At 72.1% G+C, this 14,067-nt stretch carries 8 protein-coding genes and 2 pseudogenes; 1 reads left to right on the top strand and 9 read right to left on the bottom strand.

What is annotated here, in order from left to right; all coding sequences use genetic code 11:
- Together ABZ646_RS24350 and ABZ646_RS24345 are read right to left on the bottom strand one after the other, a co-directional pair.
- A partial coding sequence (locus ABZ646_RS24350) for an FUSC family protein (RefSeq protein WP_360522606.1) occupies nt 1-2,228 on the bottom strand: 2,228 nt, incomplete at its 3' end.
- A gap of 62 nt (nt 2,229-2,290) precedes the next feature.
- Nucleotides 2,291-3,667 carry an NAD(P)/FAD-dependent oxidoreductase gene (locus ABZ646_RS24345; RefSeq protein ID WP_360522600.1) on the bottom strand — a complete coding sequence of 459 codons (1,377 nt, stop codon included), beginning with the start codon at nt 3,665-3,667 and terminating at the stop codon, nt 2,291-2,293.
- Between the two features lie 250 nt (nt 3,668-3,917).
- Here ABZ646_RS24345 and ABZ646_RS24340 point away from each other — a divergent pair, with 250 nt between their 5' ends.
- Nucleotides 3,918-4,727: a methyltransferase domain-containing protein gene (locus ABZ646_RS24340; RefSeq protein ID WP_360522597.1), complete on the top strand. Its 810-nt coding sequence runs from the start codon at nt 3,918-3,920 to the stop codon at nt 4,725-4,727.
- Between the two features lie 29 nt (nt 4,728-4,756).
- Here the strand turns inward: ABZ646_RS24340 and ABZ646_RS24335 are convergent, their stop codons facing one another.
- The 7 genes and pseudogenes from ABZ646_RS24335 to ABZ646_RS24305 all read right to left on the bottom strand — a co-directional run.
- Nucleotides 4,757-5,188: an ATP-binding protein gene (locus tag ABZ646_RS24335; RefSeq protein ID WP_360522594.1), complete on the bottom strand. Its 432-nt coding sequence runs from the start codon at nt 5,186-5,188 to the stop codon at nt 4,757-4,759.
- 95 nt (nt 5,189-5,283) lie between these two features.
- Nucleotides 5,284-7,188, bottom strand: coding sequence for an AMP-dependent synthetase/ligase (locus ABZ646_RS24330; protein ID WP_360522591.1), 1,905 nt, complete (start codon nt 7,186-7,188; stop codon nt 5,284-5,286).
- Between the two features lie 129 nt (nt 7,189-7,317).
- Nucleotides 7,318-8,406, bottom strand: a complete 1,089-nt coding sequence (locus ABZ646_RS24325; RefSeq protein ID WP_360522603.1) for a glutamate--cysteine ligase — start codon at nt 8,404-8,406, stop codon at nt 7,318-7,320.
- Between the two features lie 105 nt (nt 8,407-8,511).
- Complete coding sequence (glgB, locus tag ABZ646_RS24320) at nt 8,512-10,716, bottom strand: 1,4-alpha-glucan branching enzyme (protein WP_360522588.1); 2,205 nt, start codon at nt 10,714-10,716, stop codon at nt 8,512-8,514.
- 4 nt (nt 10,717-10,720) lie between these two features.
- Nucleotides 10,721-12,082, bottom strand: a complete 1,362-nt coding sequence (locus ABZ646_RS24315; RefSeq protein WP_360522585.1) for a maltokinase — start codon at nt 12,080-12,082, stop codon at nt 10,721-10,723.
- Between the two features lie 31 nt (nt 12,083-12,113).
- Nucleotides 12,114-13,831, bottom strand: a pseudogene (treS, locus tag ABZ646_RS24310) (maltose alpha-D-glucosyltransferase).
- A pseudogene (locus ABZ646_RS24305) lies at nt 13,828-14,067 on the bottom strand (alpha-1,4-glucan--maltose-1-phosphate maltosyltransferase); the annotation flags it as partial. The pseudogenes ABZ646_RS24305 and treS, both read right to left, overlap by 4 nt.

Genomic DNA, 14,067 nt, shown 5'->3' with positions numbered 1-14,067 from the left:
CTTCCGATCTGTACGTGACCGAGCCGGTCCAGGTGGCCGCGGCACCGGTGCCGTTGAGGTTGTCGGCGGTGACCGTGGCGGTGTAGGTGCCGGAGCACCCGGTCGGTCACCCGGCCGTAGCGCGGGGCGCGCAGGGTGCCCGGTTCCAGCATCGCCGCGATGCTGGAACCGGTCTCGACCGCGGGGGCCGGCTGCCGGCCGGCCACGTGGGCGGCGATCGCCTCGATGTTGTGCACGATCCGCCGGCCGGCCCCGCGCAGCCGGGGATCCGCCGCGATCGCCGGATGCGAGGGCAGCAGCTCCGCCGTCGCCGCCAGCGAACGCGCGTGGTAGGCACAGGTCTCCAGGAGCGCCACCACGTACCGGGCGGTGTCCCGACGGGACCGCAACGGGGCGATCGGATGCGTCAGCGGCTCGGTGGCCGCCCGCAGGTCGGCCAGCGCCTGGTCCAGGTCACGGGCCTTCTCCACCAGATCCACCGGCGGCGCCCCGCTCAGCTGTTCGGCGGCGGCCCGGGTGACGTCCGCCAGCCGGTCCAGCGTTCCCGCCAGCAGTTCGTCGGTACGGTGGCCGGTGTGCACGGGCAGCACCACCGCGGCCGCGATCACCCCGCACACCGCGCCCAACGCGGTCTCCTCCACCCGCAGCACCAACACGTCCAGGCTGTAGGTGTTGAGGAGCGTGTAGAGCAGACCCAGCATCGCCGTCACGAAGAACGACATCATGGTGTACGACAGCGGCGCCGAGTAGAACATCGCGAAGATGAACAGCAGCACCAGCCCGAACGCCGTCCAGGTGTGGTGGCCCACCAGCCCGGCCAGGCCGATGCCGGCCACCACGCCGAGGACCGTGCCCAGCAGCCGCCGGTAGCCCTTGACCAGGATCTCGCCGGTGGACGCGGTGTTGATGAACACGATCCAGCAGGTCAGCACCGCCCAGTACCAGCGCTGCGCGGACAGGAACTCGCCGCCCACGATGGCCAGTGACGAGCCGACCGCCACCTGCACCGCCGCCCGCGTGGTGGGCCGGCGCAGCCCGGTGGCCTTCTCGGGCTCGGGTTCGCTCTCCTCGGCGCCCTCGATGGCCAGGTCCTCGGCGTCCAGTTCCTCACGGGAGCGGGAGGTCGCCGGGGTGTCGTCGGACTCGTCCTGCGGCCCGTCCATGGCGATCCGCAACCCCAGCACGGCCCGTGCCGTCTCGCCGACGCCCCGGAAGACGTCCTGGACGGCGGGCGAGGCGGGCGGCAGCCTGTCCTCCTCGCGGTAGCCGAGCAGCCGGTTGCGCAGCTGGGCCAGCGCGGTCCCGGACCGCGGGCCGGCCGGGCGCAGCACCAGCAGCCGCAACGCCTCCAGATCCAGGCGCAGCCGCTCCATCGACTCGTCCCGCACCGGCTCCCGAGCGGCCGACGGCAGCGGGGCCCCCGGCAGATGCAGGGTGAGGGTGTCGGCCCGGCCGGCGCCGCGGGCGGTGAGCAGCAGCAGACCGAGCCGCTCGGCGGCGATCTCGGCGTCCGCGATGCGGCGCTGCACCAGCCTGGCGACCGTCTCGTCGGAGGTGCCGTCCGCGAGCCGCCCCTGGATCAGCAGCGCCGTCTCGTGCAGCCGGGCGGTCCGTACCCTGACCTCCTCCACCGCCTTGTCCAGTTCGTCCGGACCGGCGTCGAGCAAGTCGGCCTGCGCGGCGACCAACTGGGCGAACCGGGCCCGGAAGGCGCGCCGCAGCCGGTCCAGAATGCCCGCCGGTGTCTGCCGTACGACCAGGAAACGCGCCACCGCGGCGCAGCCGAACGCGACCGTGATCGCGACGTACAGGCCGGGCAGCGCGGGCACGGTGGCGTGCACGAACAGCGAGACGAAGTAGATCTGGAAGCCGATCAGACCCAGCGCGGTGCCCCGGTCGCCGAAGCGACGGCCGTACACCGCGCAGAAGATGAGCGCCACGAAGAACAGGTCGCCGAGCACCACCCGCTGGTTGAGCAGCGCGCCCAGCGACACGGAGACCAGCGCCACCGGCAGGCCGAGGGCGAGCGTGACGGCCTGCTGCGGGCGCTGCTTCTCGCGGATCGCGAAGGTGGCCACCATCGCCGTGATGGCCGCGGCCACCAGATGGAACACGTCCGCACGCAGGACCGTGAGGACGGCGAGCGCGAGGGCGATCGAGGTGACCGTGCGCAGCCCGGCGGTGAAGCGGAGCAGCCCGGGGTCGACCGCCGCGAGCCGGCCCCACAGCTCCGCCCGCAGCGGCCGCCCCACCGCACCCGGCCGACCGCGCCCCGCGTCACGCGGTGGCGTCACGCGGTGGCGTCGCCGGGACCCTCGGCGCGCTCCCTCACCTGCTCCGGGGTCAGATACGTGTCGGTGTACTCGAAGTCCTTGAGCCGGGCGGGCTTGCGGGCCTGGAAGCCGGTGCGGACGAAATCGTCGCCGCCCAGCGCGTTCAGCACCCAGTTGGTCGCGACCCGGGTCTTGGCCACGTTGGTGCGCAGCGCCGACCAGTGGTAGCCGCGGGCCACCGCCTGCGCGGGCAGCCCGCGCAGTTCGATGCCCAGCGGCTTGGAGACCGCGTCGGTGCCGCCGAGGTCCACGACCAGGCCCATGTCCTTGTGGACGTACGGGCGGCATGCCTGGCCCCGCAGGGTCGCGATGACGTTGTCGGCGACCACCTTGCCCTGCCGCATGGCGTGCTGCGCGGTCGGCGGGCAGACCGCGCCCTCCTCGTCCTTCGCCTTGTCCGGCACGGCCGCCGCGTCGCCGAGCGCGAACACCCCGTCGTGGCCCGGCAGGGTCATCTCGGCGTTCACCGCGAGCCGTCCCCGGACCGTCTCCGCGCCCAGCGTGGCGATCAGCGGACTGGCGACCACCCCCGCCGTCCAGATCAGTGTGTGGGTGGGCACCACCCGCCCGTCGGTGAAGGTGACCTCCTCGGGACCGGCCTTGGCGATCGACACCCCGAGGGACACCTCGATGCCGCGCCGGGCCAGGATCTCCTGGGCGCTGCGGCCGAGCTTGTCGCCCAGCTCCGGCATCAACTTCGGCGCGATGTCGATGAGATGCCACTTGATCAGCTTGGGGTCGAGGTTCGGGTAGCGGTGCAGCGCGGCATGGGTGAGCTTCTGCAGGCAGGCCGCCGTCTCGGTGCCCGCGTAGCCGCCGCCGACCACCACGAACTGCAGCCGGGCCGCCCGCTCGGCCGGGTCGTCGCTGGCGTCGGCCAGGTCCAGCTGCGAGATGACGTGGTCGCGGACGTAGGCGGCCTCCGCCAGGGTCTTCATGCCGAAGGCGTGTTCGGTCAGGCCCGGGATGTCGAAGGTGCGGGTGACGCTGCCCGGGGCCAGCACGATGTAGTCGTAGCGCTCGTTGACGAGCTTGTCGGTGATGGTGCGCACCACGCACACCTTGGACTTCAGGTCCACGCCGATCGCACCGCCCGGAATGATCCGGGTGCGGTACTTCTTGCTGCGGCGCAGCGACACGGCGATCGACTGGGGAGTCAGCACGCCCGAGGCGACCTGGGGCAGCAGGGGCAGATAGAGCTGGTAGGAGAGCGGGGTCACCAGGGTGATGTCGGCCTCGTCGGGGGCGAGTTTACGCTCCAGGCGGCGTACGCACCCCACTCCGGCGAAGCCGGCGCCCACCACCAGGATCCTGGGTCGTGTCACGGTGTCCATCCCTTTCCGCTGCTCCAGAGGCCCGGATTCACGCCCTTCGGATGCCCCGGAACGCTTGCCTCGCACCACTTCGATCCCACCGTGCCCGACGCCGTTCCGCCAGCCGGGCGGCGCAGGCAGACGAACGCGTGGGCTCCAGCATGCCCCCTCGATCGTCCGGAGTAACCGCCTGCCGTACATATATGCGTCGGACGCCCGTCCGTTCTGCGGTCGCCCCACGGCGATCAGGCACGCCAGTAGAGTGCCCCGCATGGCGCAGACCCAGCCCGGCACGGGCTTCCAGAAGCGGCACATCGACCCCGACCGGGTGGCCCCGCTGGTGGGCGCCCTGGACTCGCAGGACGCCAATCCGGGTGTACGGCGGCTGCGCGCCTGGGCCGAGGAGGCGCTGGCGGTACGGCCCGGCGAGCGGGTCGTCGACGTCGGCTCCGGAACCGGCTCGCAGACCCGGGCCCTGGCCGCCGCCGTCGGCCCGGAAGGGGTCGCGATCGGTGTCGAGCCCAACGGCGGGCTGCGCGCGGTCGCCGAGGAACGGTCGGTGGACAGCAGGGTGCGCTTCACCGACGGAGACGCGCTCGCCCTGCCGGTGCCGGACGGCTCGATGGACATCGTGTGGTGCGAGCGGGTGCTCCAGCATCTCTCCGAACCGGACCGGGCGGTCGCCGAGATGGCCCGGGTGCTGCGTCCCGGCGGCCGGGTGGCGCTCCTGGACACCGACTGGGGCACCACCCTCCTGCACCCAGGCGAGCCGGACGTCGTGCGCGCGCTGATGTCCGCCGCCCTGGGCGGTGCCAACCCCTACGCCGGGCGCCGTCTGGTGGGCCAGCTCAGCGCGGCCGGGTTCGTGGTGGACGACCGCGGCTCCCAGGCCCTCCTCCAGGACCACCGCACGGTCGCCTGGCCGCTGATCCGCATGCTCGGCGAGGCCGCGGTGCGCACCGGCTCTCTCACCGAGGAGCAGCGGGACACCCTGTACACCGACCTGGCCGAGGCCGCCGGGCAGGGCGCGCTGCACATGTCGGTGACGATGTTCGGGGTGGTCGCCCACCGGCCCGGGTGACCGACCGGCTCCTCGTCCCGCCGGGCGTCTCACCAGGGCAGGAAGGCGTGGATGTCCTTGCCCGTCTCGGTGACGACCACGCTGACCTGGTCGCACAGGGTGTGCAGCAGGTGCCAGCCGACGCCGCCCCCGCCGCTGTGCGGATGGAAGGGCCGCGGCTCGGGCCGGACCTGGCTGGTGTCGTGCACGGTGACGTGGACACCGTCGTAGGTACGGCGCATCCGCAGCTCGAAGGGGCCCGGGGCGTACTGCACGACGTTGGCGGCCAGCTCCGTCACGGCCAGCAGGATGTCGTCCCAGCACTCCGGCGCGGTGGGCGGCGCGACCCGCGCGAGGTCGGCCAGATAGCCGTCCGCGGCGAGCCGGGCGCCGGTCACGTTGCTCAGCTCGCCGGGGAAGGAGACCGTACGGTCGAGGGTCTCCTCCCCAGCTGGTCTGCGGTCCCGTGGCCCGGTCGGCATCTCGTCTCTCCCGGCCCGCGACGGGCCGTGGTCAGGGTGCTGATCTCTTCCTTCGCGGCGAGTGCCCGCAGGAGGGCAGGCTACGCGTGATCCGCTCAGCGGAACACGTCGTCCGAGTCGTCCCACTCGGCAGGCTCCGGCGAGCCCGGCCGCCGAACCGCCCGCGAGCGGGCCTGGTACATGGCGTCGATCTCGGCCGCGTAGCGGTGCGCTATGGCGTCCCGGCGCAGCTTCATGGACGGCGTCAGCATTCCGTTGCCCGGCGCGAACGGTTCCTGGAGCACCCGGTAGACCCGGATCGACTCGGAGCGGGACACCATGCTGTTGGCGGACGCGATGGCCCGGGCGAGCTCCTCGCGCAGCGCGTTCTCCTCCCGCGCCTCACGCTGCGGCGAGTCGCCCGGCACCGCCAGCGCCCCCCGCCAGTGGGCGAGGAAGTCCGGGTCAAGGGTGATCAGCGCGCCCACGCAGGGCCGGTCGTCGCCGACGACCACCGCCTGGTGCACCAGGGGGTGCATCCGCAGCCGCTGTTCCAGCGGGGCCGGGGCCACGCTCTTGCCGCTGCTGGTGATGATGATGTCCTTCTTGCGGCCGGTGATGGTCAGGTACCCCTCCGGGTCGAGCCGCCCGATGTCCCCGGTGGCCAGCCAGCCGCCGCGCAGCGCGGCCCGGGTCGCGTAGTCGTCCCCGACGTACCCCTGGAACACGGACGGTCCGCGCACCAGGATCTCGCCGTCGTCCGCCACCTGGATCTGGGTGCCCGGCAACGCCTGGCCGACCGTGCCCGACTTCTCACGGCCCAGCGGCTGCATGGTGATCCCGCCGCTGGACTCGGTCAACCCGTACCCGTCGTGCACGGGGATGCCGATGCCCTCGTAGAACAGGGTGAGTTCACGGCTGAGCGAGGAGCCGCCCGAGGTGGCCCGCAGCACCCGGCCGCCGAGCGCCCCGCGCAGTTTGCGGTACACCGTCCGCTCGTACAGGGCGTGTTGCAGCCGCAGGTCGAACCCCGGTCCCGCGCCCGTGCCCAGCCGCTGCCGCTCCTCGGCGGCGGCGAAGTCCCGCGCGGTCTCCACGGCCCGCTCGAACAGGGCGCCGCGGCCGGACTGCTGGGCGGTCCGCAGGAACGTCTTGTACAGCCTCTCCAGTACCGACGGCACCGCGTACAGATAGGTCGGCCGGAAGGTGCCGAGCGCCGAGGCCAGTGCCGACTCGGACATCTCCGGCTCGTGGCCCATCAGGATCCCGCCGCGCAGACAGATCACCATGATCATCAACCCGTACACGTGCGAGAACGGCAGGTAGGCCAGGACCGAGGCCTGTTCGCCGGGGCGCGCGGCGGTGTGCCCCCAGCCGGCCAGCAGGGTGTCGCTGGGGTATGCGAGACCGCGGTGGCTCAGCGCGCAGCCGAGCGGCCGGCCGGAGGTGCCGGAGGTGTAGGTGATGGCCGCCGTGGAGTCCGGCATGACGATCCGGCGCAGCGACTCCACCGTGGTCAGCGGGACGAACCTGCCCTGCTGCACCAGGGCAGGCAGTGCCCCGGAGTCCAGCTGCCACACGTGCTTGAGCCCGGGCAGGCCCTCACAGACGGTGCCCACGGTCATGACCGCCTGCTCGTCCTCGACCACCACGGCCACGCAGCGGGCGTCCCGCAGGATCCACTCGACCTGGTCCCGGGAGGACGTCGGATGGATCGGCACGACCTCCGCGCCCACCGACCACAACGCCAGACACAGCACCGTCCACTCGTAGCGCGTGCGCGCCATCATGGCCACGCGCTGTCCGGGCGAGATCCCCGCAGCGATCAGTCCCTTGGCCAGATCGACCACTTCGTCGCGCAGTTCGACCGCGCTGACCTCCTCCCAGCCCGCGGCCGGGTCGTCGGGCCGGCGCGCCAGCACCGGCAGGCTCGGGTTCCGGTCCGCCGTCTCGAAGATGCTGTCGGCGAGCCCGCCGGTCAGGGTCGAAGCGGTCGTCGGAGCGAGGGCGTAGTCACGCATGCGCTGCTCCTGGTTGCACGGAGGGTGACCCTCCCGATCGGTACTGTTGTCGACGCGGGTCGAATCTAGCCCAGGGGAGCGCGCCCCGTGCCAGGAACGGTCAACTCGTGTCCGCCCGATGACATGCGCTCACCCCTGCGTACGGCGCACACACTCGACGACGACGTCCCGCAGGCTTCCGGTGCGCTCCAGGTACGACCGCTGCTCGCGGGCGCCGGTCCCCCTGTGCAGCAGCTGTGCCAGCGCCTCCTCGACCCCGCTGGTGTCGCCGCTGTCCGCCAGCGCGGCCGCGGTGTGCGCCAGCAGCGCCCGCAGCACCTCGTCGGCCGGCCGTGGCCGCATGGTCACCGGATGCAGGAGTTCCGCCTCCAGTCCGGTGCGGGCGGCCTGCCAGGAGGCCATCCTGAGCATGCTCACGCTGTGGTCGAGCGGCGGCCGGCCCGCCCGCCAGTCGCGCGCGGCCGTCTCCACCAGGGCGCGCGTCAGCGCGGCGACGAGGACGGTGGTGTCGGCGCGCAGACACACGTCGGCCACCCGGATCTCCACCGTCGGATAGTGATCGGACAGGCGCGCGTCGAAGTACACCATCCCGGTGTCCAGGATGACCCCGCTGGCCACCATGTCCGCGACCCGCCGCCGGTACCCCTGCGGCGTGCCGAACAGCTCGGTGGGCCCCGCCGACGGGCCGCGCGCCCACAGCCGGCTGCGGAAGCTGGCGTAACCGGAGTCCCGGCCCTGCCAGAACGGCGAGTTGACACTGATCGCGCGCAGCACCGGAAGCCACGGCCGCAGCCGGTCGAGGACCGCGACGCCCTCCTCGTCGGACTCCACCGACACGTGCACATGGCAGCCGCAGACGAACCAGTCCGTGGTGGCGGCCCCGAACCGTCCCGCCATCCAGTGGTAGCGGTCGTGCCGGGTGAGCGCGGGGGCCACGGGCACCGGGCAGGTGGCGAGCGCGGCGACCGCGCAGCCGATCTCCCCGGCGAGCCGGGCCGCCTCCTTGCGGCAGCGGGCGATCTCGGCGCCGAGGTCGGCCATGTCGCGTTGCGGGCTGGTCGCCAACTCCAGCATCTGCCCGAACAGTTCCTTCTGGAACACCAACTGCCCGGGATCGTCCTGGGCGGCACGGTCGAGGACGGCGGCCGACTGGGGCATCGGCTCGCCGCTGTCCGGGTGGACCAGCAGGAGTTCTTCCTCCACTCCGACGGTACGCAGCACTGGGAACCGCCCTCCGGCCGGGCCGCGACCGGGCGCGGCGGGGTCTTTCACCCGAACTGCCCCGCCCCGGTGCTGGAAACACGCGCGGGTGCCGTCCGCGGGTCACGCGACGACAGGCTCCAGCCACACGGTGCCGAGCGGCGGCAGCGTCAGCCGCAGAGCGCCCTCGTCGGCGAGCAGCGGACCCTTGCTGACGACGTCCCCGCCGCCGTAGCGCGCGCTGTCCGTGTTGAGGATCTCCCGCCAGACGGGCGTGCCCTCGGGCACGCCCAGACGGTACCCGGGACGGACGACGGGGGAGAGGTTGGAGACCGCCAGCAGCGGCCGGGCCTCGGCGTCGAACCTCAGGAACGCGAAGACGTTGTCCTCGGCAGCGTCCCCCAGGACCCACTGGAAGCCCACCGGATCGGTGTCGCGCTGCCACAGGGCGGGCCGCGTGCGGTACACGGAGTTGAGATCGCGGACCAGATCCCGGACACCCCGGTGATCGGCCTCGGCCGCGTACCCGGGGTCCAGCAGCCACCAGTGCGGCCCCTCGGCCTCCGACCACTCGCCGCCCTGGGCGAACTCCTGCCCCATGAAGAGCAGCTGTTTGCCGGGATGGGCCCACATGAAGCCGAGATAGGCGCGGTGATTGGCGCGTTGCTGCCACCAGTCGCCCGGCATCTTCGACACCAGGGCCTGCTTGCCGTGGACCACTTCGTCGTGGGAGATGGGCAGGACGTAGTTCTCGCTGTAGGCGTAGACCATCGAGAAGGTCATCTCGTGGTGGTGGTACTTGCGGTGGACGGGCTCGTGCCGGATGTACTCCAACGAGTCGTGCATCCACCCCATGTTCCACTTCAGACCGAAGCCCAGGCCGCCGCTGTCGGTCGGCCGGGTCACCCCGTCCCACGCGGTGGACTCCTCGGCGATGGTCACCACACCCGGCGCCCGCCGGTACACGGTCGCGTTCATCTCCTGCAGGAACGCCACCGCGTCCAGGTCCTCGCGCCCGCCGAACACGTTCGGCGTCCACTGCCCGGAGTCCCGCGAGTAGTCGAGGTAGAGCATCGAGGCGACCGCGTCCACCCGGATCCCGTCGACGTGGAACTCCTCGCACCAGTAGACCGCGTTGGCGACCAGGAAGTTGCGCACCTCCACCCGGCCCAGGTCGAACTCGTAGGTTCCCCAGTCCGGGTGCTCGGCCCGCCGGTCGTCCCCGGGCTCGTACAGGGGGTCCCCGTCGAAGCGGGCCAGCGCCCAGTCGTCCTTGGGGAAGTGGGCCGGCACCCAGTCCATGATCACGCCGATCCCGGCCCGGTGCAGGGCGTCGATCAGGTACCTGAAGTCGTCGGGGGTGCCGAGCCGGGAGGTCGGCGCGTAGAAGCCGGTGACCTGGTAGCCCCAGGAGCCGCCGAAGGGGTGCTCGGCGACCGGCATGAACTCGACGTGGGTGAAGCCCAGGTCGTTGACGTAGGCGGGGAGTTCCTCCGCGAGCTGACGATACGTCAGTCCCCGGCGCCAGGACGGAAGATGGACCTCGTACACCGAGAACGGGGCCTCGTGCACGGGGGTGTCGCCCCGGTGCGCCATCCACTCGGCGTCGGCCCACTCGTGCCGCGCGACCGTCACGATCGAAGCGGTGGCGGGCGGCACCTCCGTCCGCCGGGCCATCGGATCGGCCTTGAGGAACCGGCCGCCGTACCGGGAAGTGATCTCATACTTGTACCGGGCCCCGTCGCCCACCCCCGGCAGGAACAACTCCCACACCCCGGCCGCGCCCAGCGAGCGCATCGGGTACTGCGTGCCGTCCCAACAGGTGAAGTCCCCCGCGACCCGCACTCCCTGGGCGTTCGGAGCCCACACCGTGAACCGGGTACCGGCCACCCCCTCATGGGTCATCGGCTCGGCGCCGAGCGCCTTCCACAGCTGCTCGTGGCGCCCCTCCCGGATCAGATGCAGATCCAGCTCACCGAGGGCGGGCAGGAAACGGTACGGGTCGTGCACCTCGTGCTCGCCGTCCTCGTACTCGACGAGCAGCGTGTACGACGGCACCTCGGGGTACGGCAGCACGGCGGCGAAGAGCCCGTCGCCCTCCGACACCAGGGGGCTGCGCACCCCGTCGGCCAGCACGCTCACGGCGCGGGCCTGCGGGCGCAGCGCACGCACGAGGGTGCCGCCGTCCACCGGGTGGGCGCCGAGCAGCGTGTGCGGATCGTGGTGGGCGCCCGCCAGCAGCCGCCCGCGGTCGGCCGCGTCCAGCGGCGGGGCCGTGGGACGGGAGGGTCCCGAGGGCTCGGGGAGCGTGGAGTCGCGCAATGCCATGAGGTCAGCCTCCCCAGCGGGCGAGCCGCTCGATCGCGGCCATCGGAACCGGAAGCCAGGCCGGCCGGTGCCGGGCCTCGTACACCACTTCGTACACCGCGCGGTCCGTCTCGTGGGCGCGCAGCAACGCGTGTTTCTCGCGCGGGTCCCAGCCCGCCCGGGCAGCGTAGCCCGCGCAGTAGGCCTCCCGGCAGCGGCTGGCCCACTCCGGGCGCCAGGGGCGGCGCTGCCGGGCCGCGTAGTCGAAGGACCGCAGCATGCCGGCCACGTCGCGCACCGGTGACTGCGGGCCGCGCCGCTCGGCGAGCGGCCGTGACGGTTCGCCCTCGAAGTCGATGACGAACCACTCGCGGTCCGCCCGCAGCACCTGCCCGAGGTGGAGGTCGCCGTGGATCCGCTGGGCGGGCGGGCCCCCGTCACAGGCGGCGAGCGCCTCGAAGGCGCCCCGCAGCCCGGGCGCGAACGGCCGCAGCGCGGGCACCGCGTGCGCCGCCGCCTCCAGCCGCGCGGACATCGCCTCGGCCGTGCGGCTGTGTTCGTCGCGGCCCGCGGACGGAAAGGCGCCGGCCAGCGCGAGATGCACGTCGGCGGTGGCCCGTCCCAGCTCGTGCGCCTCGGTGGTGAACCCGTCCCCCGCCGCGAGCGCACGCAGGGCCAGGGTCCAGCCGTCGGCCGCGTCGGGCAGGAACGGCTGGAGCACTCCGAGGGTCGCGGGACTCGGTTCGGTGGTGCGGAACCAGGCCACCGGGGCCGGCACCCGGGCACAGCCCTGAGCCGCCAGCGCGCCGGGCACCTCCAGATCCGGGTTGATGCCGGGCTGGATCCGCCGGAACACCTTCAGGATGTAGGAGTCGCCGTAGACGAGCGAGGAGTTGGACTGCTCGGCGGTCAGCAGCCGGGGTGCGAGGCCACCGGGTATCCGGACGTCCCGGGCGGTCTCGAAGCGCAGCGGGCCGGCGGTGCCGGGGACGCGCAGCCGGTCCAGCAGCAGCTCGGCGGCGCGTGGGTCGTGCAGGGCGTCGTAGATCGCGAACCCGGCCAGCGGGCCCTGTTCGGCCCGGCCGATGTACGCCCGCTCCAGCCGGGGCGTGCGGTGCGGGCGCACGCCGAGCAGCAGCTGGTAGCAGTCGCCCGACGGGGAGGCGTCCCCGCCCGCGGAGTGGTCGGCGTGGACGAGCAGATGCAGGCAGCCGGGGAGGAGTTCGGTCACGGACAGCACGGACAGCTCCGTGACGGGCCGGTCCTTGCCCGCGAACCAGCGCTGCCGGGGCAGCCAGTCCCGCAGCAGTGCGCCCAGCGAGGCCAGCGGCCCGTCGAGGTCGAGGCCCGCGGCCGTGCTCCGGGGCAGGTCGACGGTCTTCGTCATGGTGACGCGTCCTTTCCTCGGCTCCGCACGCTCAGCGCCGACGGCCGGTGCGGGAGGCGACTCGGGAGAGCCGGAACCAGTAGAAGCCGTGCCCCGCGAGGGTGAGCAGATACGGCAGTTCACCGATGGCGGGGAAGCGCACCCCGCCGATCAGCTCGACCGGGTGCCGGCCGTCGTAGGCCCGCAGATCGAGTTCGGTCGGCTGGGCGAACCGGGAGAAGTTGTGGACGCACAGGACCAGGTCGTCCTCGTACTCCCGCAGGAACGCGATCACCGCCGCATTGGACGACTGGAGTTCGGTGTAGGACCCCAGTCCGAAGGCGGGGTTCTGCTTGCGGATCTCGATCATCCGCCGGGTCCAGTGCAGCAGGGAGGATGGCGAGGACATGGAGGCCTCGACGTTGGTGACCTGGTAGCCGTAGACCGGGTCCATGATCGTGGGCAGGTACAGCCGCCCCGGGTCGCAGTTCGAGAAGCCGGCGTTGCGGTCGGGTGTCCACTGCATGGGGGTGCGCACCGCGTCGCGGTCGCCGAGCCAGATGTTGTCGCCCATGCCGATCTCGTCGCCGTAGTAGAGGATCGGCGAGCCGGGCAGGGAGAGCAGCAGGGCGGTGAAGAGTTCGATCTGGTTGCGGTCGTTGTCGAGGAGGGGGGCGAGGCGGCGGCGGATGCCGATGTTGGCGCGCATCCGCGGGTCCTTGGCGTACTCGGCCCACATGTAGTCGCGTTCCTCGTCGGTGACCATCTCCAGGGTCAGCTCGTCGTGGTTGCGCAGGAAGATGCCCCACTGGCAGCCGGACGGGATGGCGGGGGTCTTGGCGAGGATCTCCGAGACGGGGTAGCGGGACTCGCGGCGCACGGCCATGAAGATCCGCGGCATGACCGGGAAGTGGAACGCCATGTGGCACTCGTCCCCGCCCTTCGGTAGTCGCCGAAGTAGTCGACCACGTCCTCCGGCCACTGGTTGGCCTCCGCAAGGAGCACCTTGTCGGGGTACTGGGCGTCGATCTCCTTGCGCACCCGCTTCAGGAAGTCGTGGGTGGCGGGCAGGTTCTCGCAGTTGGTGCCCTCGTGCTGGTAGAGGTACGGCACCGCGTCCAGGCGGAAGCCGTCGATGCCGAGGTCCAGCCAGAACCGGAGCGCGGAGATGATCTCCTCCTGGACGGCCGGGTTCTCGTAGTTGAGGTCCGGCTGGTGGGAGAAGAAGCGGTGCCAGTAGTACTGCTTGCGGACCGGGTCGTAGGTCCAGTTGGACGCCTCGGTGTCGACGAAGATGATCCGCGCGTCCTGGTACTGCTTGTCGTCGTCCGCCCAGACGTAGTAGTCGCCGTACGGGCCGTCCGGGTCCCTTCTCGACTCCTGGAACCACGGGTGCTGGTCGCTGGTGTGGTTCATGACGAAGTCGATGATGACGCGCATCCCGCGCTGGTGGGCGGCGTCGACGAACTCCACGAAGTCGGCCAGGTCACCGAACTCGGGGAGCACGGCGGTGTAGTCGGAGACGTCGTAACCGCCGTCCCGCAGCGGGGACTTGAAGAAGGGCGGCAGCCAGAGGCAGTCGACGCCGAGCCACTGGAGGTAGTCGAGTTTGGCGGTCAGGCCCTTGAGGTCGCCGATGCCGTCGCCGTCGCTGTCCTGGAAGGAACGCACCAGGACCTCGTAGAAGACCGCGCGTTTGAACCAGTCCGGGTCCCGGTCCTTGGCCGGAGTGTCCTCGAAGGTGTCCGGGACGGGTTGGTTGACAGTCATGACGCGCTGGGCCCTCCGTTCGCTGGTGTCGGCCGCGCCACGTGGAACACGTGCGCCGGCGTCCGGCCGGGTGTGAGGCGCACGTAGTTGGTCCTGCCCCACGTGTAGGTCTCACCCGTCAGTTCGTCCCGCACGGACAGGGCGCCGTCCCGGTCCAGGCCGAGTTGCGGCATGTCCAACGAGACCGTGGCCTCCTGGGTGTGGTGGGGGTCGAGGTTGACGACCACCAGAACCGT

Origin of the sequence: Streptomyces sp. NPDC007162, assembly GCF_040634175.1 — a bacterium.
Classification (GTDB): Bacteria; Actinomycetota; Actinomycetes; order Streptomycetales; family Streptomycetaceae; genus Streptomyces.
Note: the sequence above shows the minus strand (reverse complement) of the source record. Positions and strands in the feature narration are given on the sequence as shown.

Bases quoted from the DNA above. Each gene is read 5' to 3' on its own strand.
- ABZ646_RS24335 (WP_360522594.1), bottom strand. From the start codon at position 5,188: ATGCCGACCGGGCCACGGGACCGCAGACCAGCTGGGGAGGAGACCCTC.
- ABZ646_RS24340 (WP_360522597.1), top strand. From the start codon at position 3,918: ATGGCGCAGACCCAGCCCGGCACGGGCTTCCAGAAGCGGCACATCGAC.
- ABZ646_RS24330 (WP_360522591.1), bottom strand. From the start codon at position 7,188: ATGCGTGACTACGCCCTCGCTCCGACGACCGCTTCGACCCTGACCGGC.
- ABZ646_RS24315 (WP_360522585.1), bottom strand. From the start codon at position 12,082: ATGACGAAGACCGTCGACCTGCCCCGGAGCACGGCCGCGGGCCTCGAC.
- ABZ646_RS24345 (WP_360522600.1), bottom strand. From the start codon at position 3,667: ATGGACACCGTGACACGACCCAGGATCCTGGTGGTGGGCGCCGGCTTC.
- glgB (WP_360522588.1), bottom strand. From the start codon at position 10,716: ATGGCATTGCGCGACTCCACGCTCCCCGAGCCCTCGGGACCCTCCCGT.